Annotated in this window: 27 protein-coding genes and 1 riboswitch; of the genes, 5 read left to right on the top strand and 22 right to left on the bottom strand. The window is 35.0% G+C overall.

Going from position 1 to position 25,347, the window contains the following annotated elements:
* The 10 genes from GOQ24_RS03595 to GOQ24_RS03550 form a co-directional block, all read right to left on the bottom strand.
* Positions 1-684, bottom strand: coding sequence for a potassium channel family protein (locus GOQ24_RS03595; protein WP_155092542.1), 684 nt, complete (start codon positions 682-684; stop codon positions 1-3).
* 13 nt (positions 685-697) lie between these two features.
* Complete coding sequence (locus GOQ24_RS03590; protein ID WP_155092543.1) at positions 698-2,479, bottom strand: TrkH family potassium uptake protein; 1,782 nt, start codon at positions 2,477-2,479, stop codon at positions 698-700.
* Position 2,480: 1 nt separating this feature from the next.
* Positions 2,481-2,858 (bottom strand): DUF3037 domain-containing protein, encoded by a 378-nt coding sequence (locus GOQ24_RS03585; protein WP_155092544.1) that lies wholly within the window; start codon positions 2,856-2,858, stop codon positions 2,481-2,483.
* Positions 2,845-3,639, bottom strand: coding sequence for a HipA family kinase (locus tag GOQ24_RS03580; protein WP_155092545.1), 795 nt, complete (start codon positions 3,637-3,639; stop codon positions 2,845-2,847). Before GOQ24_RS03580 ends, GOQ24_RS03585 begins: the two co-directional genes overlap by 14 nt.
* 102 nt (positions 3,640-3,741) lie before the next feature.
* The gene (locus GOQ24_RS03575) at positions 3,742-4,275 is read right to left on the bottom strand and encodes a DNA-3-methyladenine glycosylase I (RefSeq protein WP_155092546.1); all 534 of its coding nucleotides are present in this window, start codon (positions 4,273-4,275) and stop codon (positions 3,742-3,744) included.
* A 1-nt stretch (position 4,276) separates the two neighbouring features.
* Complete coding sequence (locus GOQ24_RS03570; RefSeq protein WP_155092547.1) at positions 4,277-4,675, bottom strand: hypothetical protein; 399 nt, start codon at positions 4,673-4,675, stop codon at positions 4,277-4,279.
* Positions 4,676-4,808: 133 nt separating this feature from the next.
* Positions 4,809-5,402, bottom strand: a complete 594-nt coding sequence (locus GOQ24_RS03565) for a hypothetical protein (protein WP_160339115.1) — start codon at positions 5,400-5,402, stop codon at positions 4,809-4,811.
* Between the two features lie 109 nt (positions 5,403-5,511).
* A complete protein-coding gene (lpdA, locus tag GOQ24_RS03560) occupies positions 5,512-6,915 on the bottom strand; it encodes a dihydrolipoyl dehydrogenase (RefSeq protein ID WP_155092549.1) in 1,404 nt (467 codons plus the stop codon).
* Between the two features lie 98 nt (positions 6,916-7,013).
* On the bottom strand, positions 7,014-7,892 hold the full coding sequence (locus GOQ24_RS03555; protein ID WP_155092550.1) for a diacylglycerol/lipid kinase family protein: 879 nt from the start codon (positions 7,890-7,892) through the stop codon (positions 7,014-7,016).
* 174 nt (positions 7,893-8,066) lie between these two features.
* Positions 8,067-8,378, bottom strand: coding sequence for a rhodanese-like domain-containing protein (locus GOQ24_RS03550; protein WP_155092551.1), 312 nt, complete (start codon positions 8,376-8,378; stop codon positions 8,067-8,069).
* A 126-nt stretch (positions 8,379-8,504) separates the two neighbouring features.
* Between GOQ24_RS03550 and GOQ24_RS03545 the strand changes: the two genes are divergently transcribed.
* Entirely contained in the window at positions 8,505-9,167 is a 663-nt protein-coding gene (locus GOQ24_RS03545; protein ID WP_155092552.1) for a thiamine diphosphokinase, read from the top strand.
* Between the two features lie 86 nt (positions 9,168-9,253).
* On the opposite strand, the gene GOQ24_RS03540 is transcribed toward GOQ24_RS03545, so the two are convergent.
* The 5 genes from GOQ24_RS03540 to GOQ24_RS16770 all read right to left on the bottom strand — a co-directional run bounded on the left by GOQ24_RS03540 (position 9,254) and on the right by GOQ24_RS16770 (position 13,173).
* Entirely contained in the window at positions 9,254-9,829 is a 576-nt protein-coding gene (locus GOQ24_RS03540; RefSeq protein WP_155092553.1) for a hypothetical protein, read from the bottom strand.
* A gap of 99 nt (positions 9,830-9,928) precedes the next feature.
* On the bottom strand, positions 9,929-10,471 hold the full coding sequence (locus GOQ24_RS03535) for a hypothetical protein (RefSeq protein ID WP_155092554.1): 543 nt from the start codon (positions 10,469-10,471) through the stop codon (positions 9,929-9,931).
* Entirely contained in the window at positions 10,471-11,085 is a 615-nt protein-coding gene (gene pncA / locus GOQ24_RS03530) for a bifunctional nicotinamidase/pyrazinamidase (RefSeq protein ID WP_155092555.1), read from the bottom strand. The genes GOQ24_RS03535 and pncA overlap by 1 nt, the downstream gene beginning before the upstream one ends.
* Before the next feature lie 651 nt (positions 11,086-11,736).
* On the bottom strand, positions 11,737-12,978 hold the full coding sequence (gene rocD / locus GOQ24_RS03525) for an ornithine--oxo-acid transaminase (protein WP_155092556.1): 1,242 nt from the start codon (positions 12,976-12,978) through the stop codon (positions 11,737-11,739).
* Between the two features lie 69 nt (positions 12,979-13,047).
* Positions 13,048-13,173, bottom strand: coding sequence for a hypothetical protein (locus GOQ24_RS16770; protein ID WP_262885149.1), 126 nt, complete (start codon positions 13,171-13,173; stop codon positions 13,048-13,050).
* Positions 13,174-13,410: 237 nt separating this feature from the next.
* Here GOQ24_RS16770 and rlmD point away from each other — a divergent pair, with 237 nt between their 5' ends.
* Positions 13,411-14,823 (top strand): 23S rRNA (uracil(1939)-C(5))-methyltransferase RlmD, encoded by a 1,413-nt coding sequence (gene rlmD, locus GOQ24_RS03520; protein ID WP_155092557.1) that lies wholly within the window; start codon positions 13,411-13,413, stop codon positions 14,821-14,823.
* Between the two features lie 90 nt (positions 14,824-14,913).
* Here the strand turns inward: rlmD and GOQ24_RS03515 are convergent, their stop codons facing one another.
* Positions 14,914-16,044, bottom strand: coding sequence for an aspartyl protease family protein (locus GOQ24_RS03515; RefSeq protein ID WP_160339114.1), 1,131 nt, complete (start codon positions 16,042-16,044; stop codon positions 14,914-14,916).
* A gap of 210 nt (positions 16,045-16,254) precedes the next feature.
* Positions 16,255-17,790, bottom strand: a complete 1,536-nt coding sequence (locus GOQ24_RS03510; protein ID WP_155092896.1) for an L-lactate permease — start codon at positions 17,788-17,790, stop codon at positions 16,255-16,257.
* 235 nt (positions 17,791-18,025) lie between these two features.
* Here GOQ24_RS03510 and GOQ24_RS16440 point away from each other — a divergent pair, with 235 nt between their 5' ends.
* A complete protein-coding gene (locus GOQ24_RS16440) occupies positions 18,026-18,544 on the top strand; it encodes a DUF6452 family protein (RefSeq protein WP_166520721.1) in 519 nt (172 codons plus the stop codon).
* The gene (locus tag GOQ24_RS03505) at positions 18,516-19,427 is read left to right on the top strand and encodes a DUF6048 family protein (protein ID WP_166520720.1); all 912 of its coding nucleotides are present in this window, start codon (positions 18,516-18,518) and stop codon (positions 19,425-19,427) included. The genes GOQ24_RS16440 and GOQ24_RS03505 overlap by 29 nt, the downstream gene beginning before the upstream one ends.
* Before the next feature lie 39 nt (positions 19,428-19,466).
* Here the strand turns inward: GOQ24_RS03505 and GOQ24_RS03500 are convergent, their stop codons facing one another.
* The 3 genes from GOQ24_RS03500 to GOQ24_RS03490 form a co-directional block, all read right to left on the bottom strand.
* Positions 19,467-20,015 carry a putative glycolipid-binding domain-containing protein gene (locus tag GOQ24_RS03500; RefSeq protein ID WP_155092895.1) on the bottom strand — a complete coding sequence of 183 codons (549 nt, stop codon included), beginning with the start codon at positions 20,013-20,015 and terminating at the stop codon, positions 19,467-19,469.
* A gap of 62 nt (positions 20,016-20,077) precedes the next feature.
* Positions 20,078-20,866, bottom strand: a complete 789-nt coding sequence (locus GOQ24_RS03495) for a class I SAM-dependent methyltransferase (protein ID WP_155092894.1) — start codon at positions 20,864-20,866, stop codon at positions 20,078-20,080.
* A 292-nt stretch (positions 20,867-21,158) separates the two neighbouring features.
* Positions 21,159-21,698, bottom strand: a complete 540-nt coding sequence (locus GOQ24_RS03490) for a hypothetical protein (protein WP_155092893.1) — start codon at positions 21,696-21,698, stop codon at positions 21,159-21,161.
* 224 nt (positions 21,699-21,922) lie between these two features.
* Between GOQ24_RS03490 and GOQ24_RS03485 the strand changes: the two genes are divergently transcribed.
* Entirely contained in the window at positions 21,923-22,912 is a 990-nt protein-coding gene (locus tag GOQ24_RS03485) for a diaminopimelate dehydrogenase (RefSeq protein ID WP_155092892.1), read from the top strand.
* Positions 22,913-22,992: 80 nt separating this feature from the next.
* On the opposite strand, the gene fabG is transcribed toward GOQ24_RS03485, so the two are convergent.
* Both fabG and GOQ24_RS03475 read right to left on the bottom strand, forming a co-directional pair.
* Positions 22,993-23,739, bottom strand: coding sequence for a 3-oxoacyl-[acyl-carrier-protein] reductase (gene fabG, locus GOQ24_RS03480; RefSeq protein ID WP_155092891.1), 747 nt, complete (start codon positions 23,737-23,739; stop codon positions 22,993-22,995).
* A 68-nt stretch (positions 23,740-23,807) separates the two neighbouring features.
* Positions 23,808-25,109 (bottom strand): Na+/H+ antiporter NhaC family protein, encoded by a 1,302-nt coding sequence (locus tag GOQ24_RS03475; protein WP_160339118.1) that lies wholly within the window; start codon positions 25,107-25,109, stop codon positions 23,808-23,810.
* Between the two features lie 62 nt (positions 25,110-25,171).
* Positions 25,172-25,276: riboswitch (SAM-I-IV-variant riboswitch) on the bottom strand.
* Positions 25,277-25,347 lie beyond the last annotated feature (71 nt).

Genomic DNA, 25,347 nt, shown 5'->3' with positions numbered 1-25,347 from the left:
TTATTCTCCTAAGATCTTTTTAATATCTCTATTGTCGCCATAGACAACCATGATATCCCCTTTATTCAAAACAGTATCGTAGTTGGCTATACCCTGAACTTCATGTATTTTGCGATGTATACCCAAAAAATTCTTTTCCTCTCTCACTTTAAGTGTCGTTAAAACAACAAGATTGTAGTTTGTACGAAAGGCAATTTCACCTAAAGTTTTACCGGCAAATCGATCCGAAACCGTGATCTCTACTATACTATAACGACCATTAATTTCATACGAATCTACCACTCCCTTTATACATAGTTTCTTAGCCCATCGCTCAGCTGTTTCTTCCTCTGGGTGCACTATTTCATCAACTCCAATTGCCTGTAACACATTTTCATGCAAAGGAGTAATAGCACGACTAATTAATCTTTTGACATTGAGATTTTTCAACACAGCAGTAGTCATAATATTCGCACCTTGGTCCTCCCCAATAGCTACGATTACAATATCTGTATTCGCTAATGGCAATCCCGCCATCATATATTGATCCGTCGAATCCAAACATATTGTATGTGAAATCTTATCTTTATAAGAATCTACACGTGTCATATTTTTATCAATACCGATAACTTCATTTCCTTGCTCTGTTAGCTTTTGTGCTAATGAAGCTCCAAAATTCCCTAATCCTACAATAATATATTTCATAATTCTCAAATTCTTAGTTAATCAAAATCTCCTCTTTCGGATAGCTATAATTGGTCAAATGATCTTTCTTAGTCATCGCTATAATTATCGTTAACATACTTACCCTTCCAATAAACATAGTTAAAATCAAAATCACCTTACTCCCATCTCCCAATTGACTCGTTATCCCTGCACTTAATCCTGAAGTACTGTATGCTGAAAAAGCTTCATAAGCCAATTCGACGATTCCAATCTTAGGCTCAAAATAAGTTAAAGCAAAAATAGCAACACCGATAACGAATAAGGATAGTAAAATAATAGCAAATGCACGTTGAACAGACAACTCATCTACCTGTCTTCTAAACACTTCAATCTTAGACTTCCCTCTTGCCAGAGTCCATATATTTAATAACGCAATTGCAAAAGTACTGGTCTTAATTCCCCCTCCTGTTGATACTGGCGAAGCTCCCACCCACATTAGAAACATAATAAACAAAAAAGTAGGAACGCTAAACATTCCATTGTCAACTGACGCAAAACCAGCTGTACGAGGAGATGTTGCTGTAAAGAATGCTGTTACCCATTTACCAAATCCTTGGTGCTCTGCAAGCGTATTATTATACTCTAATAGATATACCATTAGAGTTCCTCCAACAATCAAAGTAGCCGTTGTTATAAGAATAATGCGAGTGCTCAAGTTAATTACCCTTGGAACATAAATACTCGCCTCCTTACGACTAAAGGGAAGTAATCTATTTACAATTAAGTGTTTTACATACATATAGATATTAAATACAATAGGGAAACCTAATCCCCCCATAATAAATAATCCTGCAATAATTAGGTGTAAAGGATAATTAAAACGGTATTCAAAGGTATATAAACTCTCTGGTAAGGTAGAGAAGCCTGCATTACAAAAAGCAGATACTGAATGAAATATAGAAAAGAATACTCGTTCATATAATGATGTAAACTGCTGATGACGCGTGGCAATGTAAATACCAATCATCCCCAAGATTTGAATAATTCCCGATATAACAATAATTCGCTTTAAAGTAGCAAAAACATCTCCTAACTTGTCTATTGATGACATGGATTTCATCACAAGTTGATTTCCATATGAGGATTTTCCCCTAAAGAAGTAACTAAAATAACTTGCAATAGTCATAATACCCAAACCACCACATTCCATCAAGAATATCATCACGGTCTTTCCAAACACGGTAAACTGACCACCTATATCGACAGTTGATAACCCGGTAACACATACTGCACTCGTAGCTGTAAACAACGCATCTATATAGCGAAGACTACCAGGAGTAGTTGTAGCCTTGGGAAAAGACAACATAAAAGCTCCAACAAAAATAATCAACAAAAAGCTAATGATAAACAGTTGGGCGGGATTAAGCCTTGTCTTGTTTAAGTTCAACTGTAACACAGAGAACTCTCGAACAACCATTATAAATACGGCAAAGAAAATAACGGCGCTACTGTCGTAAAAATGAGTTGTATGCTCAGGTTTCCAACGAGCAACAACCAAGAACATAAATAATATTACACTGAATATATCAAATATCCTTACTCCTGTACTATTAGATATTTCCTTACTCAAATACCTTCTTGCAATAGCGAGCATCCCAATTGTCAAACAGGTATTATACAAGTTGTTTAATCCTACTTGATAATCATTAAGCGTGCTAAACCCCAAGTCATATACCAAGATAAACAAGGTGATAAAACTCAATACAAAAGGCAAACGGACTAAAAAGTATTTAATCTGATTGATTACGTTATCTTTTAAACGATAAAATGGCATCTTATAAAACTAATTCTTCGAAAAGACGTTTAAACAATACTTCTAAATCAGAAGTCATCCCCGGATGAGGACGCGAAGCTTGAATACATGAACTCTTAACTGCAGTCAACCATCTAAATCGTTCAGCAGCATCTAACTGAGCTATTGGGTTTTTACTCGTTTTTACACCTTTTGCAACTTCTTCAAAGGCTGCAACATGTGCTTTTAATGTTTCGAAATCTAACTCACTGCTAAAACACGCAATCCTATCTTTATTCAAACAAAATGACGAATGCAAACTGCGTTTAGATTTACAAAAAATTAATAAACCTATATTTATAAATTCCTCTCGCTCTACTTTGGGAACATATCGTATTACAGCATACTCATATACTTGCATCTCTCCACTTATTTGCTTCGTTTATAAAAATAGTTGAAGACTCAAGTCTTCTTAATAGAAAGTTCAGGTACACTTCTCTAATCTCATTTGCCGAAAAATCACTTCCTTCCCATTCCAACCATTCTGTTGGAATTTGATCGACAATAGCTACAAACTTATCTCTATTCAAGATTTTCTTAAATTCTTGATCTACTTCATATAATTTACTTGCTCGAGGCAGTAATACATGATCTTTTATAAAAGAGAAAGGAGTTTCTGCACTTTTCTCCCAATTCGAAAATGAATGATGGAAATAGAAAGCCGCACCGTGATCAATTAACCATAGCTCTTTATGCCAAATCAACATATTTGTATTTCGAAATGTACGATCGACATTTGTAATAAAGGCATCTAACCACACTATTTTTGAAGCAAGTGTATCATCTACTGTTTCTGCTGCAGGATCAAACGTCAAAGCTCCTGACAAAAAGTGCAATGCAAGATTCAACCCTTTGCTAAACTGTAATAAATCTTGTATTTCTTCATCTGCTTCAGTTCTGCCAAATGCCTCGTCAAGTTCTGCAAAAACTAATTCTGGAACTTTCAATCCCAATTCTCTTGCAATTAACCCTCCTAACAATTCGGCTATCAAAGCTTTTACTCCATGTCCAGCTCCCCTAAACTTTAATACATATTTAAAATCATCATCTGCTTCGGCTAAGGCAGGTAAAGACCCTCCCTCTCTCAAAGGAGTAATATATCTGGTCACTGTAACTGTCCTTAACTCAAGTGAATCTTTCATAAAAGAATATTTTGCTTGATTACTAATATGCAATATTAATTAAAAAAACGCTCAATACTTTTGTATTGAACGTTAAATTATTTTTCTGCTAAGCGTACCAAATTAAGCGTTGCTATTTTCTATTTCTTTGTAGATTGGACAGTCTTTACTATGGGCTCCTGGCAAATATCCTGTACTCATTAAAAACTCATTCACAATCTCCCCTCCTACAAACTTAAAGTGTTTTTTAAACAGTTTTACAGCTTGATCTAATGTTTCAAACTCTTGTATATCTAACCATTTTTTAAAGCTACCAAACTCTCTTTGCAAGAGAACAATCTGTTGAGCATTATAGATTGCCGCATTTACCTTTAGTTTATTTCTGATAATTCCCTTATCTTGAAGCAATTCATCTATCTTATCTTGTTGATAAGCTGCCACCGTTTCAATTATAAAATTGTCATATGCCTTTCTAAAATTCTCACGTTTATTCAATATTGTTGACCAACTAAGGCCTGCCTGGTTGATCTCCAGAACCAATCTTTCGAATAAATCATTATCATCGCTTAAAGCAAATCCATACTCTTTATCGTGATAATACTTATGTGGGTTAGAAGTATCATCTCCCAATCCCTTTACAAAGTCGCAATATCCCATGCTATATCACTCGAATTTTGGCATCAGTCAATAACTTTCGAAAAGTCTCTCTATCAGAAACTTGTTTTAAACCAAACACATCGCGCGATTTCCCATTATTGAGTTTAATCGTTGCTTTAGTAGCTAATGCCTTAGGCATTTTGACATACTTAATATTGTATTTGTCAATTGTATCAATCGCTGTGTTTACAAACAAATTCTTATACACTAAGTAAACAAAAAGAGCCACTATAAGACAAAATACATAATCCATCTCCCTTGGTTTATTCCAATCTGCCAAAAACAATTTAACGATTCCCAAGATCAAGATTATTACTGACATAATACGAGAAGACTTTAATCTTCCTTTGTAGTTATCTCGAATTTCTAATTGTTTTGTTTCCTTATTATACTTTATCATTCTGTTCTTATTTAAGTAATAGAATAACAAATCTACCAATAAAAATTAAATAATAAACACAAGAAAATGTTAGGATTATCAGCTATTGCAAACAAAAAAAGCCAATCGTTTCTAATACAATTGGCTTTTTGATCTATTTTGGTAAATGAAAATACAAATAAGACTTTCCTTTATTTTGACTTCCTTCTGTTACGTCAGATAAATTAGTGTCCTCTATACGCAGATAACCTGCTTGAAAACCTATTTCTATTTTACCTGAGTATTCATTTGTAGTTTCTACGTAGAACTTTATCTTCGGATCTAATTCAAGTTCTTCTTTAGTAGCTGGTCTATTATACCTTTGGATTACCTTTGCTGACATATCACCAGAAGAGTTGCTTCTCAATTCAATTTGTCTTAAATAATCCCATTTCAATTTGCAACTACCTTCGCTATTGTTTTCATATACTTTTACAAAATTGCCATACTCCAAAACTTTTCTATCCTCTGGTACTATCAAGCGATCTAATTCCTTGCAATTGGCCCCTCCCTTCTCGACTATACCAACCGGTCTTTGCCCTACTTTATTCCCAGCATACTTTAAAGTAGCTACCGGTATTTCATTTACGGATTTAATCTGAACAAACTCAGCGTCGAATATTGGATCTACTGCTGTATTATTATCATCACTCTTACTACACGATAGTGATAGCATAGCTACACTAACGAAAAGCATAATCTTTTTCATCTCACAATGTTAAATGGTTGTTAAGACAAATATAAATAAATTCACAACAAAACAAAAAGCCTGAGTAATAAATACTCAGGCTTTTTTAATTTATATTGAATGCAAATAATTACACGTGTAATGCTCTATTATCAGTTGCCGCTAAAGCAGCTTCTTTAATCGCTTCTGCAAAAGTTGGGTGAGCATGAGACATTCTTGAAATATCCTCTGCTGAAGCTCTGTATTCCATAGCTACCACAGCCTCTGCAATTAAATCAGCAGCACGAGCTCCTACCATATGCATACCTAATATCTCATCAGTATTCTTATCTGCTAAGATTTTTACGAATCCATCTGTATCAGCACTTGCTCTTGCGCGTCCTAATGCTTTGAATGGGAAGCTTCCTGCTTTATAAGCTACTCCTTCTGCCTTCAATTGCTCTTCTGTTTTTCCTACAGCTGCAACCTCAGGCCAAGTATAAACTACACCTGGGATTAAGTTATAATCGATATGTGGTCTTTGACCTGCCAAATACTCAGCTACCAATACTCCTTCTTCCTCAGCTTTATGAGCCAACATAGCACCACGTACAACGTCTCCAATAGCGTAAATATTAGAAACAGATGTTTGTAAGTGATCGTTTACCTCTACTTGTCCTCTATCTGTTAATTTCACTCCTGCTTTATCAGCATTTAATCCATCTGTGTATGGACGACGGCCTACAGCAACTAAAGTATAATCTCCTTCTAATGTAACAATTTCTCCTTTTTTATCCTCAGCAGACACTTTAACTACATCTCCCTCGCGCACAACACCTTGTACTTTGTGAGATGTATAGAACTTCATACCTTGTTTTTTCAATACCTTCGTCAACTCTTTAGACACAGCACCATCCATCGTTGGCAATATTCTATCTGCAAACTCTACCACAGATACTTGAGCCCCTAATCTTAAGTAAACTTGACCTAATTCAAGACCAATAACTCCTCCACCAATGATAATCAAGTGTTTTGGTACTTCTGGCAATTTTAAAGCCTCTGTAGAAGTAATGATTCTCTCTTTATCTAAAGTGATAAAAGGCAATGTTGATGGTTTTGATCCCGTTGCAATAATTGTGTGTTTTGCTTCGATTGACTCAACTGAACCATCATTCTTAGTTACATTGATTGTAGTTGCATTTTCAAATGAACCTACTCCTTCAAACACAGTGATTTTATTCTTATCCATCAAGTATTTTACTCCTGAACAAGTCTGATCTACAACTGCTTGTTTACGATCAATCATTTTTGCTAAATCAACCTTTACTTCACCTGCTAATTCAATTCCATGATCAGCAAAATGAGCTATCTCTTCTACGTGGTGAGAAGAAGCTAATAAAGCTTTTGAAGGAATACATCCTACGTTTAGACATGTACCTCCTAATGTTGGGTATTTTTCAATAATAGCAGTCTTGAATCCTAACTGTGCACAACGAATAGCAGACACATATCCTCCAGGTCCTGAACCTATTACAACTACGTCAAATGAATTCATAATATTTTTTTCTTATTTGTTGTTTATATATGAAATACAAATTTACACTTTTTAAACAAGTGTGCTAAAAACTTTACACTTTTCTTAGGACATCTGTCCTAACAAATAACTTGTAAAGCGCCTTTAAGTACTTTTATTTCAAATTTATTGGCATCAAATTCATAATATTCGCCATCCATCTGCAAACCATTGGTCTGTTGGTCTGGAATCTCAACGATAATGTGATCTGTTTGGATATAGTCAGTCTTCCTAAATTTATCTGTCATTTTAAACAAGACATAAACTCCAAAAGTCAATTGCTTAAACAGATTAATCTTAGGTACCATCAAATAATCTAATAGTCCGTCAGTCAAACTTGCTTTCGGGGTCAAAGACATATTATAGCCCATTTCATTCGAATTGGATATAAATAACAACAGGGGATTTACCTCCTTTGTCATCCCATTATAAGTGACTTGAACGCGTTTAGCCTTAAACTCTTGGGCAGAATTTAACGAAGCTTTGATGTAGGCACCTAATTTTCTCTTACCTGATCTCTCATACTTATCTATAATCGTTGCGTCTATTCCAAATCCCATATTGCTAAAGAAGTATTCGCCATTTAAGGTTCCTACATCCATTTTGATTACATGACCATCTCTCACTCGAATAATTGCTTTTTCGATGTCTTTGGGAATAGATAAATTGGAAGCTAATCCATTTCCTGATCCCACAGGTACAATCCCAAATGCAACCTCTTTCCCCACTAATTCTGTCGCAACCTCGTGTATTGTACCATCACCACCACAAGCAACAATAATATCCGCATCCTCCCTTAGAGCTTGCTGAGTCAATTCAATAGCGTGCTTCTTGTAAGTAGAATAGTGAGCAACTACTCGATGGGTGTCTTTATTAAAGAAAGAGGCTACATACTCTTGCGTAATATTGTGTTTACCTTTTCCTGAAATTGGATTTATAATGAAATAAACTTTTATCATAATTAAAAAAAACTCTAAAAAAGAGCAACCGATTTAAAATTGTAAAAACAAAGATACAAAAGGTTGTCTTACTAAGATTAAAAAGTAATACCCGTTTTTAATATCTACTTGCCAAAACAAAGAAAGCCAATAGGTATTCCTACTGGCTTTCTCTATGTATTTACTTCTATTGTATTATCCCACTGTAGGACCTTCCCATTCCGTAATACCACCTAACAAATTATAGGTATTCTCAAATCCAAGCTGTCCCATAAGCAAGCAAGCTTGATTACTTCTTCCTCCTGCTTTACAATACACATAATAATTCTTAGATTTATCTAATGCTTCTACTTCATCTAAAAATCCTTGCCCTTTGTAAATATCAATATTAATTGCGCCAGGAATAGCTACTTCTTCTACTTCTTCTTCAGTGCGAACATCCAAAATTACTGCATTAGGGTCTTCTTGACATTTTTCCCACCATTGTTCTTGAGATAAATTCATCATGCTATAAGGTTTTTGTTTGGTTTCAAATATAAGGTTATTCTCAAACTAATTTAGATTTTTTCAAAAAAAAGTAAGTCAATCTAATTTGTATTTGCTTATTTTGCCTTCTGATAAAAACCTTATATTATGTCCTCACATCACATTGTCCGAGATGACCAAGAGCCTGCTTTAATTATTGCCAATGGTGCTGCCTGCAGCGTTGAACTAATGGGACAATTATTGGAATGGTCACCACTTGTTGTTGTACTTGATTCTGCTATAGAACGCGTGGTTGAATTAGGTATAAAAGTAGATGTACTCATCGGAGATTTTGATCGAGATTTTAATGTAGATATTTACAGAGAAAAACAGTATCCCATAGATATTATACACATTGCTGATCAAAATTCTACGGACTTAGAAAAGGCCTTTAATTACCTCATAGACAGAGGTATTCCTGCTGCCAATGTTATATGGGCTACAGGTAAACGAGCAGACCACACCATTACGAATATTACAAATATTGCTAAATACAGAGAAAAACTTAAAGTAACCATATACGACGACTATTCTCGCATCTATACACTGCCTTTCGAATTTAAGAAGTGGTACGAAAAAGATACGATCATTTCACTAATTCCAATTGGAGAAGTGACTGATATAACAACGACAAACCTCTTGTATCCACTTACTAATGAATCTTTAATCTTAGGAGAGCGCACCGGAAGTAGTAATTCAGTTCTTCAGGACGGATTAGTTACTATATCCTACAAACAAGGCTATTTATTAATGATGGAATGTCACGATTAACAACAATTATTATTCTAAAATTACTATATAAACAAAAAAGGATGTCATTACTGACATCCTTTTTCTATTAATAAATCTTATTAAGATTATTTTCCTAAGAAAATTTGGAATCCTAATCCAATACCTAATCCAGAGAATTTCTCTCCACCTGTAAAGTTAGCTTTACTATAGCTATACCCAGCTGTAAGCTCTAAAGCAACACTGCGAGATACGAAGTGAGAATAACCTCCTTTGATATCAAATGCAAATGAATTTTCAGTATTTCCATCTTGAGATTCACCTTTGATTCCGATACCACCTTGTCCGAAGAAACGTCCTGTTTCACTTGCTCCTTCTGGGAAGTAGTAACGTCCATAAGGCATGATTACATAACTCCAGATGTCTTTACCACTTTTTACAGTCTTAAGACCTCCACCGATTTCAGCTCCTACTGCAAGTCCATCAGAGATAAAGTATGCTGCAGTTGGCTTAATTTCGAAACTAAAGCTTTCAGCTTCAAAGTTATAACCTATATTACCTACAGTTGCTCCAACCATCCAGCTTCCTTTTTTAATAGGTGTAGTTCCTACTTTTTCAGCTAATTTTGGAGTTTCTACTTTTTGTGCATTTGCACTTACTAAACCTCCTACTAATAACGCAGCTAATAATGTAATTTTTTTCATAGTTTAATCAATGTTAATTATTTTTCATTTTAACTTCTTTTTACAAAGAAGCAGTCAAAAGTACAAAAAAATTAAATATTCAAACAATAATTTTTCTGACTATCTATTAAATAAACTTCTTTTAATGAATTGAAAATCTTTATCTGTACTAACTAATTGTTCTACTATAAGTTCCCTTGCGACTTCTAAATCAACACCTTCTATGTATTTAAACCAGTGATCTGTTTCCAATACTTCTTTGATTTTAGAAATGCGTTTAGCAGTTTCTTTAGCAGTCCTGACTATCATTCCACTGCTTTTTAGACTTTCCTTATGGGTAAAAGTCACAGACTTTTGCTTAACTTTAACAATTATCACATATAACTTCTCATCTTCATTGTTGGGAAAAAAGTCACTCCACTTGGCATACGCAAGCACCAAGCCTTGGTTATTCACCTTATTATCCCCTGTGATTCTCCATCGACAATTTGCAGCTCGTCCCCAATGATTAGACAAACGAGCAACACCTTCATCATCAAAAAAATACTGACTCCCCGCTTTACTCTTGTAATTGGGCTCTCTATCTTTTATAAAATCAAGAGGTATTTCAACCCAATCACAGAAAGTGTGTTTAAAAAAATTAAATCGTGTATACTTTTTCATTAAAAAACTAATTCATCTTCTTTACTTACCACTATAACCCCCTGCTCCGTTAACCTACTCTTTGCCTCAACCAAGCCTTCTGCAGTTATCGGTTTTGTAGCAAAATCTAAAAAGTAAGTCTTAAAGCCTGCTTCAGCTGCATCCTTTGAGGTATAATACACACAAAACTCAGCTGCCAAACCACAGACATATACTTCTGTTACTCCTTTTTCCTGCAAAAACCCATGTAATCCTGTCGTGCTACGCTTGCCATTATCAAAAAAGCCACTATATGAGTCTACTTCCTCATCCATTCCTTTTCGAAATACAGCAGCGACACCATTGCTCTGCCAAGCATCGCTAAACATCGCACCTTTAGTTCCTTGCACGCAGTGATCTGGCCATAAAACCTGGGGTAACCCGTTTAAGTCAATTACTTCAAATACCTCTTTATCTTTGTGCTGAGAAGCAAAACTTTTATGTGTTTTAGGATGCCAATCCTGTGTAGCAACAAGTATGTCGAACTTGTCTTGAATCTTATTTATAATCGGAATGATATCATCACCTTGATGAACAGCCAAACTCCCTCCAGGAAGAAAATCATATTGTAAGTCAACTATAAGTAGTGCCTTCATCCTTTACGTATTTTAATGTGGTTAACTGCAAAAGTAACCAAAATGAAAATAATGTACCGCTTTAGAGGCAAAATCTATTATCTTCCTATCTCCCCTACAATCTATTTGTTCAGTAATCATTACACCTTTACCTACCCACTGCAGGGTCGAAAAACATACAGATCACACTGTGAAGCAAATCTGTAGTTTTAGGAAATTTCTATCTAAATCACCTAATAATCTTAGAGGAAACATTCGCCTTGAAGTAAGCCCCCTTATCTAACAAACAAAGGGAAACTTCAATACAATTTTAAGAGTAATTCCTTGGGGTTTCGTTGGGAATACTGGGGGATTCCTTGGGGTTTTCTTCGAAAAACAGCCCTTTTCAGCAAGAAAACCCCAAGCATACCCCAAGAAAACTACTACAAAGTCCCAAGAAATCACTACTGCTCCAAATACAAAATAAGCTTAAAGTTGACTGAAAACTTTGACAGCCAATAACTCGGATTGCAAATCTTATTTAAACTAAACCTTGATGTCATACAAGAAGGTGATTTGCTGTCTATTTACCCATACTACCCCCCCTATAAAACCACATAGTTCACCATTAATATAAGAGCAAAAAAAAACCTGCAAACTAATGCAGGTTTCTTATTGTTATTTAGTCGAATACTATCTTTCGAATTCTTTTAATGTTTCAGTGATGATGCGTACACAGTCTAATAACTGCTCTTCATTCATTACTAATGGTGGAGCGAAACGAATAATATTACCATGTGTTGGTTTTGCCAATAATCCGTTATCTCTTAACTTAAGACAAATATTCCAAGCAGTATCACTTTCTTCTGTATCGTTGATAATAATTGCGTTAAGCAATCCTTTTCCACGTACTAAAGTACAGATATTACTGTTTGCAATATACTTGTTCAACTCAGCTCTGAACAATTGACCTAATTTCTCAGCATTATCTGCTAACTTTTCTTCTAAGACAACATCTAAAGCAGCGATAGCTACTGCAGCTGCAGTAGGGTTACCTCCAAAAGTAGAACCGTGTTGACCTGGTTTGATTACGTTCATAATCTCGTCATTAGCCAAAACAGCTGAAATTGGATACGCTCCTCCTGACAATGCTTTTCCTAATACAATGATATCCGCTTTGATATTTTCATGGTCAATCGCAAGCATTTTACCTGTACGAGCGATACCTGTTTGTACTTCATCTGCGATGAATAAAGCATTGTGTTGCTCACAAAGCGCTTTAGCTGCTGTTAAATATCCAGCATCTGGCACATACACTCCTGCCTCACCTTGAATAGGCTCAACTAAGAAACCAGCAATAGTACCTTTATTCGCCTCCATTGCAGCTTTCAAAGCATCTACATCATTATAAGCAACGCGGATAAACCCATCTGTATAAGGTCCGTAATTCTTACGAGCGTCTGGGTCATTTGAGAAAGAAATAATTGTCGTTGTTCTTCCGTGGAAATTGTTCTCACACACGATAATCTTTGCTTGATCTTCTGCAATTCCCTTCACTTCGTATGCCCATTTTCTACATAATTTCAAAGCTGTTTCTACTGCTTCTGCACCAGAATTCATAGGAAGTACTTTATCAAAGCCGAAAAGCTTTGTAATCTTTTCTTCGTATACTCCTAACTTATCATTGTAAAATGCTCTTGATGTTAAAGCTAAAGTTCCCGCTTGTTCACTAATTGCCTTAACAATAGCTGGATGACAGTGTCCTTGATTCACTGCTGAATAAGCAGATAAAAAGTCGTAGTATTTCTTACCTTCTACGTCCCATACATATACTCCCTCACCTTTAGACAATACTACTGGTAGTGGATGATAGTTATGAGCTCCATATTTATTTTCTAACTCTATAATTTGAGCCGATGAAAGTTTTTGTGACATTATATAATGGTTTATTGTGTTTTTAATAAATTACAGTTTGCAAGATAATTATTTTTTGCGAAATTATAATTACAATTTACCCGCTATTAGAGAGAAAACAATCTGTCTTCTTCCAAATTCCCTCTTTGCATACTCCTGGTTTACATCTACTGATAAACACAATGCTAAAAAGTTAAATAAATTATGATCCATCATCGACTAAGGTTAACTATAAGATATCATTAACATTATCCAAAGAAGCTAATTTTAATCTGTCCTGCCTTTTGAACAGCTTTCTTAGAGTGATTTTCTATCCAAAATAAATTAGAGTGATTACAAATAAGCAAAACAATACATAACACACTGTACTAAAGCAAATTAAACACCTTTAAAACAAACACTAAAAATGAGTAAAAGCTAAAAATCAATCGTTTTTTAGCCTATTTTTGCGGCATGACAAGAAAAAGAACAGAAAGAATCGTATTCGAAAACGTAGAAGTCCTTGATGCAGGTGCAAAAGGCGTTTCGGTAGCAAAAGCTCCAGATGGGAAAGTTATTTTTATCCCTAATGTAGTTCCGGGAGATGTGGTTGATGTACAGACATTCAAAAAGCGCAAAGCTTATTACGAAGGTCGTGCTGTAAAATTCCACAAACTTTCTGAACATAGAATTGAACCTGTGTGTGAACACTTTGGAGCTTGTGGGGGTTGTAAATGGCAAAATATGAAATACAGCCAACAATTATTCTACAAAAACCAAGAGGTTTACAATAACCTTAAGCGCATTGGGAAAATTGAATTACCTGAATTTGAACCTATCATGGGGTCAGAAGAAACTTTATTTTACAGAAATAAAATGGAGTTTTCATTCTCTAACGCACGTTGGTTAACACCTGAAGAAGTAGCAAGTGGAGAAGAAATGGGTAAAGAAAATGCACTTGGATTCCACATCCCAAAAATGTGGGACAAGATATTGGACATCAAAAAATGTCATTTGCAGCAAGACCCTTCTAACGAAATCAGAAATGAAATAAGAAGGTTTGCCAATGAGAATAACCTATCTTTTTTCAATCCTCGTGAACAAGAAGGCCTATTGCGTACACTAATGATCAGAACAGCCTCTACAGGAGAAGTAATGGTCATGATTCAATTCTTCTATGACAACAAAGAAGAAAGAGAATTATTAATGGATTTCTTGGCTGAGCGCTTCCCTATGATTACCTCTCTACAATATGTAATCAACGGCAAGGCAAATGATACAATCTACGATCAAGATGTAGTATTGTACAAAGGCCGTGATTATATCTTAGAGGAAATGGAAGGTCTTAAGTTTAGCATTAATGCTAAGTCGTTCTACCAAACAAATTCTCAACAGGCATACGAATTATATAACATAACAAGAGAATACGCTGGACTGACAGGTAGTGAATTAGTATATGACTTGTACACTGGTACAGGGACAATCGCTCAATTCGTATCTAAAAAAGCTGGTAAAGTAATCGGTGTAGAAGCAGTACCTGAGGCTATAGAAGATGCTAAACTCAATGCTGAACGCAACAATATTACCAACTGTGAATTCTTCGTTGGAGATATGAAGAATGTGTTTAACGATGAATTTATCGCAACACATGGTCAACCAGATGTGATTATTACAGACCCTCCGCGTGACGGTATGCATAAAGATGTCGTAGAGATGTTACTTAAAGTTGCACCTAAACGCATTGTATATGTGAGCTGTAACTCTGCTACACAAGCAAGAGATTTAGCCTTGATGGATCACAAGTACAAAGTGATTAAAGTACGTCCAGTGGATATGTTTCCACAGACTCACCACGTTGAAAACGTTGTGTTGTTAGAACTAAGATAATACTAACTAAATATCTCAAAAAACAAAGGGCAGTGATGATTCACTGCCCTTTGTTTTTATACCTACTCCTCAATAAGATAAAATAGCTAATTACTTTATTTTGACAACCTTGTTATCCCTTAGCAATTTTAACGTTGGAGCCTCTTTCTTATTCTGAATATACTTTCGGTAATCACAGCGATTACTCATCGATACACCATCCATTTCCAACACTACATCTCCTAACTTTACCTTTTTGTTCTTTTCACCTATAGCAGCTATGCGATATTGTCCTTCGATATATGCAATCCCATACCCTACTTTTTCTAAAGTAGAGATTACATTAGTATCTTGTACTTTCTTTAAGAATAAAGTACCGCGATTCGGACTGTAAATCAAGTGAAATTGCTTGATAAACTCAACGCCTAACTGATAAGTATTTTCGCTTAAAGACATGGTGATTTCCTCCTCTTTAAAACTGTGCTTTCCTATAGTGATTGTATTCCCATTGGAAACCAAAGTGTAGTTTAGCGATTCATCCATTCCAAAAGCACCTACACTTCCAGTAGTCAAATACTTATTAGCTTTGTCCCTGTCTAATGTCTTTAGTATGTCTTTGTCAAGACTCATGCTGATATAGCTATTATCTCCTGTATCTAATAAAAAGTAACGCTCTAAATTATTAATATTAACAGGAATAATCATACGAGGAGAATAGCCCATATTTAGATTCTTTACCTCCGTGAACCCTCCTTGTAATAGCCTATCTATTACTTCTGGATTAAAGTCTTGTAGAATAATCTCTTTCTTTACCGGATCTATTTCTAAGATTTTGTCTTGATAGATCACATTACCTAAAATCCCATCTATCTGATAACAGTCAAAAATAGGATCCTTCAACATCGGAAAGTGTTCTAAGTCAGTAAAAGGCAAATGATGAAAGGTATAATTCCCCACCTTCATACTATCAACGTGGATCACTTCCACTTGTTTAGCTACGTTATTTGCATCTACAACCCCGATATGTCCCCCTGAATAGAAATCCTCCAACAGACTACCTCGAATAGCTAAGCCATCCCAACCTGTGTCAAATAGAAAAGTCATCGGTTTATTATTGACTTTTAAATCCACGAGCATCCAGCCTCCTTTATCGTGATAAGGCAATCGAATTGTTTGTGCAAAACCTGATACAAACGACAATAGCACACTAAAAGCTATAATAAAAGCAAATCTATTTCTCATTAATTTTTTCTAATTAATACTTGTACTAACGCATATCAAGATAATAAATTATACCTTTTCTCACATTTTAATAATACTTTAATTAATAAGAATATAAAATAAACAAGGAGAATTACTCTTTCGAGTAATTCTCCTCTAAAATGTCTAAAATGCTTATTAAATTAATCCAACAAGATTATGTGTAATCCTACTGGCTCTTAATTTCTATACTTAACTCCCCAAATACACAATAACGCCAGCTATAATAATATAAAGCAAGGAGAAGATGACTGCTTTTTTGAGTATTAGTCCTTCTTTTCCTTGTTCATTACACGCTGTGGTTGCTACAGCTATACTCTGAGGAGAGATAATTTTACCACCTGTTGCACCTGTGGTATTCGCTGCAGCAAGCCATCCCTTATCTGCGCCAATTTGATCGGCAACTGACCCTTGTAACTTACCAAATAAAATATTAGAAGACGTATCACTTCCCGTTAGGAAGGTACCAACTGCACCAATTGCTGGAGCAAAGAAAGGATAGAATGCTCCTGTAGCAGTAGCCAAAGCTACTCCCAATACTGTAATCATTCCTGATACATCCATAATCGTTGACAGAGCAATAAGACAACAAACCGTCAGAACCGTTTTCTGTATTTGAATAGCGGTATCCCCCAATAACTTCATTAACCCCTTAAAAGTACCTCCCTGTATCAATCCACCAATGACAGAACTGATAAAAATTAATACTCCTGTATCGGTTAACCAATAAACACCCAGTTTCTTAACTTGCCCTAATATCTCAAAATTAAAGGTGCTTTGAAAAATACTCACATTTGCTTTTAACCACGTAGAAACAGGAAATAAGGGACTTGTAATTAACACCAAAGCTAAAATCAACCCATATACACTCCACGCACTCATCTGCTCTTTTTTAGTAAAAGGCAATACCTTCTTCGGCTGCTTCTGTTTTAGCGCAGCAATCTTACCAAATAATATAATCACGATAATAGCTGCAATACTTCCTAAAATTGCAGGAGTTTCAGCACCGATATATATAGCAGCATAATATTGTACAATTAATGACGTAGCTCCGACAATAAAAGACAACAATAAATGCTTGGGAACAGCTTTCCAAGTAGGATTCGAAAGGGTTACAATCATGAAAGGCACAAGGAACATTAAGACGGCTAATTGTGCCACAATATCTGCACTGATACTCGTGATTTGCTCAAGCATATCCACCTCACCTGCCAAGACAATAACAGGAATCCCTACAGCCCCAAAAGCAGTAGGCACACTATTGGCTAACAAACTGGCTACTGCTGAGAAAATGGGCTTGAATCCTAAACTTATTAAGATTGCAGCAGGTATAGCAACAGCTGTTCCAAAACCAGCCATTCCCTCTAACAAACCTCCAAATCCCCATGTCAACAAAAGTACTTGAACTGCTTTATCTTCTGATATAGCAGCAAATTGTTGTTTGATGACTTCTATTTTACCTGTGTGTACTTGAACATTGTAACTGTAAATTGCCATCAAAATAATAAGGAGGATCGGAAACATAGCCTTGACTACGCCATAAGCTATTGCCACCCCTGTATCACTAAAGGGTAAGGCAAAACCAAATATTCCAATAAGTACGGTCGCTATTAAAGTGATCAATGCACTTATATGCCCCGACACTTTCATCACTCCTAAGAGAATGATCAACAGCAAAATGGGAATCACTGCCAATACTACTTGTAGTGCTGTAATTTTCTCAATCATTTTACAATCTTTTTTTATTTGCTCTATAAAGATAATTCTAATAATCCTTCAAAATAAGGAAAAATGTCATTTTATCTTTGAAATTTTTATATATTTTACTTTTTTTTGAATATAATTTATTCATTTAGTATTTATTCTACTGCTAATTACAGCCAACCCTTTATAGAATATTTTTAAAGACTTATGAATTACTTTTAGTATTTTTGGCAATCATAAATAGACTTTGAATTAATCTATGAAAAGAATTTTATATGCATCTATCGCTATTTTAATAGGCTCCTTAAGTTTTGTTGCTTGTGAGAAAGATGATATTTGCGCTGAAACAGAAGCAACTACACCGAGTTTCTTAATTGAGTTTTTCAATTATGAAGATCAAGATATTCCCCGTACAGAGCGCATTGAAGCCTATGCTTTAGGTTTTGAAGAACAAAAGATTGCATCTTCTGGCAATAAATTAGTGCTCCCTCTTCGCTTAGATCAACCGGAGACAAGTTGGGTTTTATCTCGAACAATACGCGAGCAAGAAGAAACTTACGTACTTAGTGATACCTTAACTTATAAATACAAAATCAATACAAGTTATTTAAACAAAGCTTGTGGATATGTATCTACTTTCTCATTGAACCAAGATGGAACTTCTCCTCTACTTAATGGAGATAAAGAAAGAACAGAAGGCAACTGGATTCAATTGTATATTACAGAAACAAATGAAATTTTAAATCAAGATGAAGCACACTTTACAATCTATTATTAAAGGAAGTATATTTCTTTGTGCTTTATCCGTTTTTGCACAAGAGAAAGAAGTCATTGAAAGTAAAAATGATAGTATTGCCCCTCCTACGAAAATTGAAATCGTGGAGACTACACCTCAAATAACCTCCAAACAAGAAACACCAGCAGTATTCCCGCAGCGTTTTGGATTGCGTGTTGGAGTAGATTTGTTTCGCTTAACTCGTGGATTCTATGACAAAACTTATCAGGGTTTTGAGATTACAGGAGATTATCGACTCAATAAAAATTGGTGGGCTGCTGCAGAAATAGGAACAGATAAGTTAGAGAGAAATGAAAGTACGTATGGCTTCACAACTAAAGGTAACTATATCCGATTAGGAGCGAACTACAATGTATATGACAATTGGTTAGATGAAGAAAATGCTATTTTTGTAGGGTTTAGATATGGATTTAGCAGTTTCTCACAGACTTTAGACTGGTACAGAATCTATACTACAGATCCCTATTTCCCAAATCAAGAGATCAGACCAAATGAAAAGTTTAGTGGCTTATCTGCACATTGGGTAGAATTTGTCACGGGAATTCAAGCAAAAATGTTTAACAATGTTTTTATGGGCTTTACTTTAAGGTTAAATGGATTAGTTAGTCAAAAACAGCCAGATCAATTTGAGAACCTTTATATTCCCGGTTTTAATAAAAAACACAGTGGAGCTATAGGAGTTGGATTTAATTATACAATCACCTATTTTATCCCACTTTATAAATCAAAGAAACACAAAAATACTGCTCCTATAGAATCTGATGTAAAATATGATTTGGAAGGTAATAAAGTGAACACTGAAGATAATAGTAGTCAATCTGAAGACTTAAAAATGATTGAAAACAATAAGAAACAGTTGAAATAAAGAATAAAAATAAAGCGCACTTTACAGTGCGCTTTGTTTTTATATGATAGCTTTAAACAATCCAGGATAATTTAGAACAATGCCATTTTCATCTACTTCAATCTCAGACTCAAATTCAGTTCCCAAGTTTTTGTAGAAATAACGAGAATCACTTAGTCGTGTATATTGTTGCAACATCGGTACTAATCTACCATCAATAGGGTCTATATAGATCACCGTAATTTCTGCTGTTGCATTTACAGCAAGTTTCAGTCGATTGATTGGTATTGTATTAGTAAAAGGAGTTATAGCTATATCAATGTCTAAACATTCGTTAAACTCTGGACGATCCATTTCATCAATCATCCATAAGCCATTAATTTTATGAGCATTAATAAAATTATTCTTATGACCAGTACGTGTTTCTATTGAGAAAAATCTCGTTTCCCAATTCTCATCCACGACAATCTGATAATCCACGCCGTAAACTTGATTGTTTTTATTCCCAACCAACTCACCTTTAACGTGATAACTATTCTCTTTTGATATGATTTTACATCGTTCAATTGACAAGTGTTGTTCACCTATCCATGTTGTGTTTTTATCCATACTTCTTTCTTATTTCGTACAAATTACTAAGTACAAGATACAATAAAAAAAACGATTTCATATTAGATTTTCAAAGCCAATGTAGCGATGAAAGTTGGAATAAAAGGATCTACAACAAAGCGAGGATTCGGTTGAAAAGCTTCTTCATAGGCCTTAATCACAAACCCCTGATCTAATTGACCACCAATCAAATCCTGTAGTGAATGCCCAAAGACAAAAGCTTCCCCTTTATCTTGTTTATTCTTAATTTCGTCGGCTGTAAAATCCTTTAAGTCAGCGAAAGGGATTCTATACTTTGGCTTGATTACTTGATCCTTGGCAAAGCGTTGATCTCTATCGTGTATATAAACAACTGGGTTGTAAAAACTGCTAATTAGACTACCTCCCATCTTTAATACGCGATAGCATTCTCTCCATACTGGAATCACACTCTCGATATAGTGATTAGAAATAGGATGTACAATACAGTCAAATGTCTGATCTTCAAACATAGATAGATCTGTCATACTTCCGTGAACCAATTCAATGGTTAAACCATCTCGCTCTGCAACAAACTTATCTTTATTTAACTGTTCTGTAGATAAGTCTAAAACAGTAACTATTGCACCTGCTGCGGCTAATACAGACCCTTGCTGACCACCAGCACTGGCAAGACATAAAACTCTTTTACCTTGTAGATTGCCCAACCATTCTTTGTTTATTGGAGTTGGTAATACATATAATTCCCACTCCCCCTGTTTGGCTCTTTCTACCACTTCTTTTGACACAGGTTGTGACCATTGAACATTAGCTAATGCTTGTTTATCCCAAGCAGCTTCATTGTGTTGAGTATATTTATTATTTTCTTGCATATTCTTTCTATTAATTAATTGTCCTACTTACTTATATGAACTTTTAATAGAAATAATGCCTGTGATTACCTCTATTATACTATGTTAGATTGTAATATCCATTATTGACATTGCTTTTTAATGATTACTATTTTAAAGTACAAAGAAAATACATAAATGACAAAATACTTCAAAAAAGGACAAAATTGTTGAATTAATTTCCAAAAGAGGTTATACTTAAAGACAAAAAAAAGCTTTAAGAAATGTACCATTTCCTAAAGCTTTCAGTAGCCTTACTATATATACCTACGCCTTAGTTCAACTTTTTTGCAATCAGTTCTAACCAAACTTTTCTATCGCTAACAACAAAGACAAAGCTATCTCCATCTTTTAAATAAACTTTGATCCCTGTGTTAATTAACCACATTATCCTGGTAGGCTTAACTGCTTTAATCATATCATAGTTTATACGCACCGTTCCCGTTGACATATTAAACTTGTGAGAGTGAAAAATAAGTGCTTCGGGAGTAATTCCCAATTTCCCACCAACTGCTTCTTTCCCAATAAACATATTTGCTACGCCATGAGCCTCAAGTTCTTCACCTTCTGCCAAGGGTATTTGCAGTTTTGTAGCAACTCTTTTGGTCATTGTTTTTAGAGTAAAATAAATGATACCTGTAAACAATATACTGTAAATAATTCCCTTCAGAAGATAAACATCCCATGATTTAATTGTTCCGTCAAAAAACCAATCCAATAGTAAGATTAGCAATACATATATAAGGAAGTTAAAAATAAATAGCTTTATCTTATCTGCTAAAGAAATTCCTATTGTGTCATTTCCTATTTTCATACAAGCGTCCATTTTAGTTTGTTAAATTTACAAAAAAATACACACAACCTATAATCTAAACAAAGTATTTAGCGCTGTTCAGATTTCGGATAAAGTAAGATACAACCGCTATTTTCTCTTTTAGAATTACTGCAAACTCTAAAAGAATTAAGTAAATTAGCCCCTTATTGAGTGAAAAACACATTTACCAATAAGATCATTACTTAAAAAACAAATATAGAAATATGAATACTGCTTATAATAACCCTATTAAAATAGGTATTGTTGGTTATGGAAATTTAGGAAAAGGAGTTGAACTTGCAATAAGACAAAATAAAGACATGGAGCTCGTTGCTATTTTTACAAGACGAGATCCTAAAGAAATTGACACTACCGCAAAGGCTGTACACATAGATAAAATTACCGACTATAGAAACATTGTAGATGTCATGATTATTTGCGGAGGTTCTTCAACAGATCTACCTCAGCAAGTGCCATATATTGCTCAATGGTTTAATACAGTTGACAGTTTTGATACTCATGCAAAAATTCCTGAATTCTTTAGCACCGTAAATAAAGTAGCTAAAGAGCACCATACTTTAAGTCTTATTTCTACAGGGTGGGATCCTGGGCTCTTCTCAATGCTTAGAGTTTTAGGTGAGAGTATTCTACCACAAGGGGAAACGTATACTTTTTGGGGGAAAGGACTGAGTCAAGGACACTCAGATGCCATCAGACGCATCGAGGGAGTAAAAGCGGGGGTACAATATACAATTCCTATTGAAACTGCTTTAGAACGAGTTAGACAAGGGGAAAACCCAGTATTAACAACAGCTGAAAAACACGAACGTGTATGCTACGTTGTTGCGCAAGAGGGATCAGATAAATCTGTCATAGAAAACAGTATTAAGACGATGCCTAATTACTTTGCTGATTACAACACTACCGTGCACTTTATATCAGAAGAAGAGCTTAAAGCAAACCACTCTGCAATGCCTCATGGAGGTAAAGTATTCCGTTCTGGATTGACTGGTGAACAAACAAAACAAAATATCGAATTTGGCCTTACCTTAGAAAGTAATCCAGAATTTACTGCCAGTGTTTTAGTTGCCTTTTCACGCGCTGTTTACAAACAAGCTAAACAAGGACATACTGGAGCAGTTACAGTATTTGATATTCCACTTGGAGCTTTATCTCCAAAATCAGCTGAAGAATTAAGAGCTAACTTATTGTAAAATTTACAAGGCTTATATAAAAACAAAAGGTTATCTAATAATTAGATAGCCTTTTGTTTTATTGTATATTGAAGTGAATCTTATGTAAGCATTCCTCCGTCTACATTAATCACTTGACCAGTGATATAAGCAGACATATCAGAACCTAAGAATACACATGTATTTGCAATATCTTCTGGTGTACCACCGCGTTTTAAAGGAATAGCATCTCTCCATCCTTTTACTACGTCTTCTGGTAAAGCACCTGTCATCTCTGTTTCAATAAATCCTGGAGCAACTACGTTACAACGGATATTACGAGATCCCAACTCTAAAGCGATTGATTTAGAGAACCCGATAACTCCTGCTTTAGACGCAGCATAGTTTGCTTGTCCTGCATTTCCTTTTACTCCAACTACAGAACTCATATTGATAATAGACCCTTTTCTGTTTTTCAACATTGTTCGTTGAACAGCTTTCGTCATATTAAACACTGACTTAAGGTTTACTTGAATTACTGCATCAAAATCTGCTTCAGACATTCTCATTAATAAGTTATCTTTAGTAATACCAGCGTTATTAATCAAAATATCAATGTTTCCAAACTCTTTTAAAATCTCCTCTACCAATTTCTCTGCTGCATCATATTCTGCTGCATTAGATTGATATCCTTTTGCTTTAACACCTAAAGCTGCTAATTCTTGTTCTAATTCCACTGCTGCTTGAGCTGAAGAACTATATGTGAATGCAACATTCGCACCATGTTCTGCAAATGCCTTAGCTACTCCTCTACCGATTCCTCTTGTAGCACCAGTGATAATAGCGATTTTACCTTCTAATAATTTCATGTGTAAATCCAATTTTTGTATTTGAACCAAGGACAAATATAAACAATTTGTATTTTCTGATTCATATTTTATGCTATTTGTACGCGCTTTCTTAAAAAAACCATATAAAAAAGAGTGATAATTAACAGAGAAACAAAGTAATAAGAATACTTCATCAAATCAATATAATCAATCTTCCCATTGGTGAACTCCAATAATATTAAGATCTGAGCACCATAAGGAAGTACTCCTTGCACAATACATGCAAAAATATCTAAAATGGACGCCACTCTCGGCCTATCTAACTTGTATTCTGTAGCAATATCTCTTGCTAAATTACCTGCTACAAGGATAGATACCGTATTATTGGCAAGGCAAACTCCTATTGAGGATACCAAACCAGCAATACCAAATTCCGCTCCCTTAGGGGACTTCATCAGTTTTTTCATTTGTCTTAACAACCAATCAATCCCACCTTGATCTTCTACCATCTTTGCTAATCCACCTGTAAGCATTGACAATAAAAAGATTTCGTTCATCGATACAAAACCTTCGTAGGTTAACTTAGCAAATCCCAATACATCAAAATCACTTTGCATCAATCCAATACATCCTGCGACAACAATACCAATAAATAAGGCTACAAATACTTGTACACCCAGTAGGGCTAAGACAATAATTAAGACATAGGGAATAACAACCCAAAAGTTACTTGTATCCCCAAGTTCAAAAACAATAGTACTCTCACTCCCTGTCATAAATACGAGGATTATCAGAGTAACAATTGCCGCTGGAAAAGCCAACTTAAAATTCGCTCTGAACTTATCTTTCATTTGACAACCTACTGTTTGTGTCGCAGTAATAGTTGTATCTGAAATCAACGAGAGATTGTCCCCAAACATAGCCCCTCCTAATAGTGTACCACATAGAAGTCCCATAGATGTTCCTGACTTCTCTGCTAAACCAACTACAATTGGCCCAAGCGCAACAATAGTACCTACGGAAGTACCAATAGACAAGGATAAAAAACACGCAATGACAAATATTCCTATTGCCAAGTACTCTACAGGGACAAAGCTAAGTCCAATATTCACCATAACATCTACACCTCCTATCGCATTAGTTACAACTGCGAAAGCTCCAGCCAATAAATAGATAATACACATCGTAATTACCTTACTATCTCCGCATCCGTTAATTAGAGATATCACCTTATCATTCATTGATGTTTTATAAAAACATAAAAACGCGGTAATAATCCCCACCGAAATAGCTATAGGTGACGGCATCATATAAAATCCGCCCAATAGGATACCTGAACCTAAAAAGATGGCTATGAAAACGAAAAATGGAATAAAAGTGTAAAACTTGTTCTCTGACATACTGTAAATTAAATAATTGAAGGTTTACAAATTACTTGCCAGATCTGATAGAAATAATACTTACTTGTGAAGTAAACAACATTTTTTCCATTTCTGGCTTATCGATTGCAGCACCTTGCTTGTTGTTGCAGGTTGCTATTCTTTAGTATTTGACTAAAAAATTCTTGATAATTTGAGTGCAAATATAGCCTTTAAAATTTTAATATCAAAAACACCCCTCTATTTTAATTCTAAGGCTATCTACATC

This window comes from Myroides sp. LoEW2-1, from assembly GCF_009767705.1.
GTDB classification, from domain to species: Bacteria; Bacteroidota; Bacteroidia; order Flavobacteriales; family Flavobacteriaceae; genus Flavobacterium; species Flavobacterium album_A.
Note: the sequence above shows the minus strand (reverse complement) of the source record. Positions and strands in the feature narration are given on the sequence as shown.

Excerpts from the sequence above, each read along its gene's own strand:
- GOQ24_RS03595 (WP_155092542.1), bottom strand. The coding sequence starts at position 684 with ATGAAATATATTATTGTAGGATTAGGGAATTTTGGAGCTTCATTAGCA.
- GOQ24_RS03590 (WP_155092543.1), bottom strand. The coding sequence starts at position 2,479 with ATGCCATTTTATCGTTTAAAAGATAACGTAATCAATCAGATTAAATAC.
- GOQ24_RS03585 (WP_155092544.1), bottom strand. The coding sequence starts at position 2,858 with ATGCAAGTATATGAGTATGCTGTAATACGATATGTTCCCAAAGTAGAG.
- GOQ24_RS03580 (WP_155092545.1), bottom strand. The coding sequence starts at position 3,639 with ATGAAAGATTCACTTGAGTTAAGGACAGTTACAGTGACCAGATATATT.
- GOQ24_RS03575 (WP_155092546.1), bottom strand. The coding sequence starts at position 4,275 with ATGGGATATTGCGACTTTGTAAAGGGATTGGGAGATGATACTTCTAAC.
- GOQ24_RS03570 (WP_155092547.1), bottom strand. The coding sequence starts at position 4,675 with ATGATAAAGTATAATAAGGAAACAAAACAATTAGAAATTCGAGATAAC.
- GOQ24_RS03565 (WP_160339115.1), bottom strand. The coding sequence starts at position 5,402 with ATGAAAAAGATTATGCTTTTCGTTAGTGTAGCTATGCTATCACTATCG.
- lpdA (WP_155092549.1), bottom strand. The coding sequence starts at position 6,915 with ATGAATTCATTTGACGTAGTTGTAATAGGTTCAGGACCTGGAGGATAT.
- GOQ24_RS03555 (WP_155092550.1), bottom strand. The coding sequence starts at position 7,892 with ATGATAAAAGTTTATTTCATTATAAATCCAATTTCAGGAAAAGGTAAA.
- GOQ24_RS03550 (WP_155092551.1), bottom strand. The coding sequence starts at position 8,378 with ATGATGAATTTATCTCAAGAACAATGGTGGGAAAAATGTCAAGAAGAC.
- GOQ24_RS03545 (WP_155092552.1), top strand. The coding sequence starts at position 8,505 with ATGTCCTCACATCACATTGTCCGAGATGACCAAGAGCCTGCTTTAATT.
- GOQ24_RS03540 (WP_155092553.1), bottom strand. The coding sequence starts at position 9,829 with ATGAAAAAAATTACATTATTAGCTGCGTTATTAGTAGGAGGTTTAGTA.
- GOQ24_RS03535 (WP_155092554.1), bottom strand. The coding sequence starts at position 10,471 with ATGAAAAAGTATACACGATTTAATTTTTTTAAACACACTTTCTGTGAT.
- pncA (WP_155092555.1), bottom strand. The coding sequence starts at position 11,085 with ATGAAGGCACTACTTATAGTTGACTTACAATATGATTTTCTTCCTGGA.
- rocD (WP_155092556.1), bottom strand. The coding sequence starts at position 12,978 with ATGTCACAAAAACTTTCATCGGCTCAAATTATAGAGTTAGAAAATAAA.
- GOQ24_RS16770 (WP_262885149.1), bottom strand. The coding sequence starts at position 13,173 with ATGATGGATCATAATTTATTTAACTTTTTAGCATTGTGTTTATCAGTA.
- rlmD (WP_155092557.1), top strand. The coding sequence starts at position 13,411 with ATGACAAGAAAAAGAACAGAAAGAATCGTATTCGAAAACGTAGAAGTC.
- GOQ24_RS03515 (WP_160339114.1), bottom strand. The coding sequence starts at position 16,044 with ATGAGAAATAGATTTGCTTTTATTATAGCTTTTAGTGTGCTATTGTCG.
- GOQ24_RS03510 (WP_155092896.1), bottom strand. The coding sequence starts at position 17,790 with ATGATTGAGAAAATTACAGCACTACAAGTAGTATTGGCAGTGATTCCC.
- GOQ24_RS16440 (WP_166520721.1), top strand. The coding sequence starts at position 18,026 with ATGAAAAGAATTTTATATGCATCTATCGCTATTTTAATAGGCTCCTTA.
- GOQ24_RS03505 (WP_166520720.1), top strand. The coding sequence starts at position 18,516 with ATGAAGCACACTTTACAATCTATTATTAAAGGAAGTATATTTCTTTGT.
- GOQ24_RS03500 (WP_155092895.1), bottom strand. The coding sequence starts at position 20,015 with ATGGATAAAAACACAACATGGATAGGTGAACAACACTTGTCAATTGAA.
- GOQ24_RS03495 (WP_155092894.1), bottom strand. The coding sequence starts at position 20,866 with ATGCAAGAAAATAATAAATATACTCAACACAATGAAGCTGCTTGGGAT.
- GOQ24_RS03490 (WP_155092893.1), bottom strand. The coding sequence starts at position 21,698 with ATGAAAATAGGAAATGACACAATAGGAATTTCTTTAGCAGATAAGATA.
- GOQ24_RS03485 (WP_155092892.1), top strand. The coding sequence starts at position 21,923 with ATGAATACTGCTTATAATAACCCTATTAAAATAGGTATTGTTGGTTAT.
- fabG (WP_155092891.1), bottom strand. The coding sequence starts at position 23,739 with ATGAAATTATTAGAAGGTAAAATCGCTATTATCACTGGTGCTACAAGA.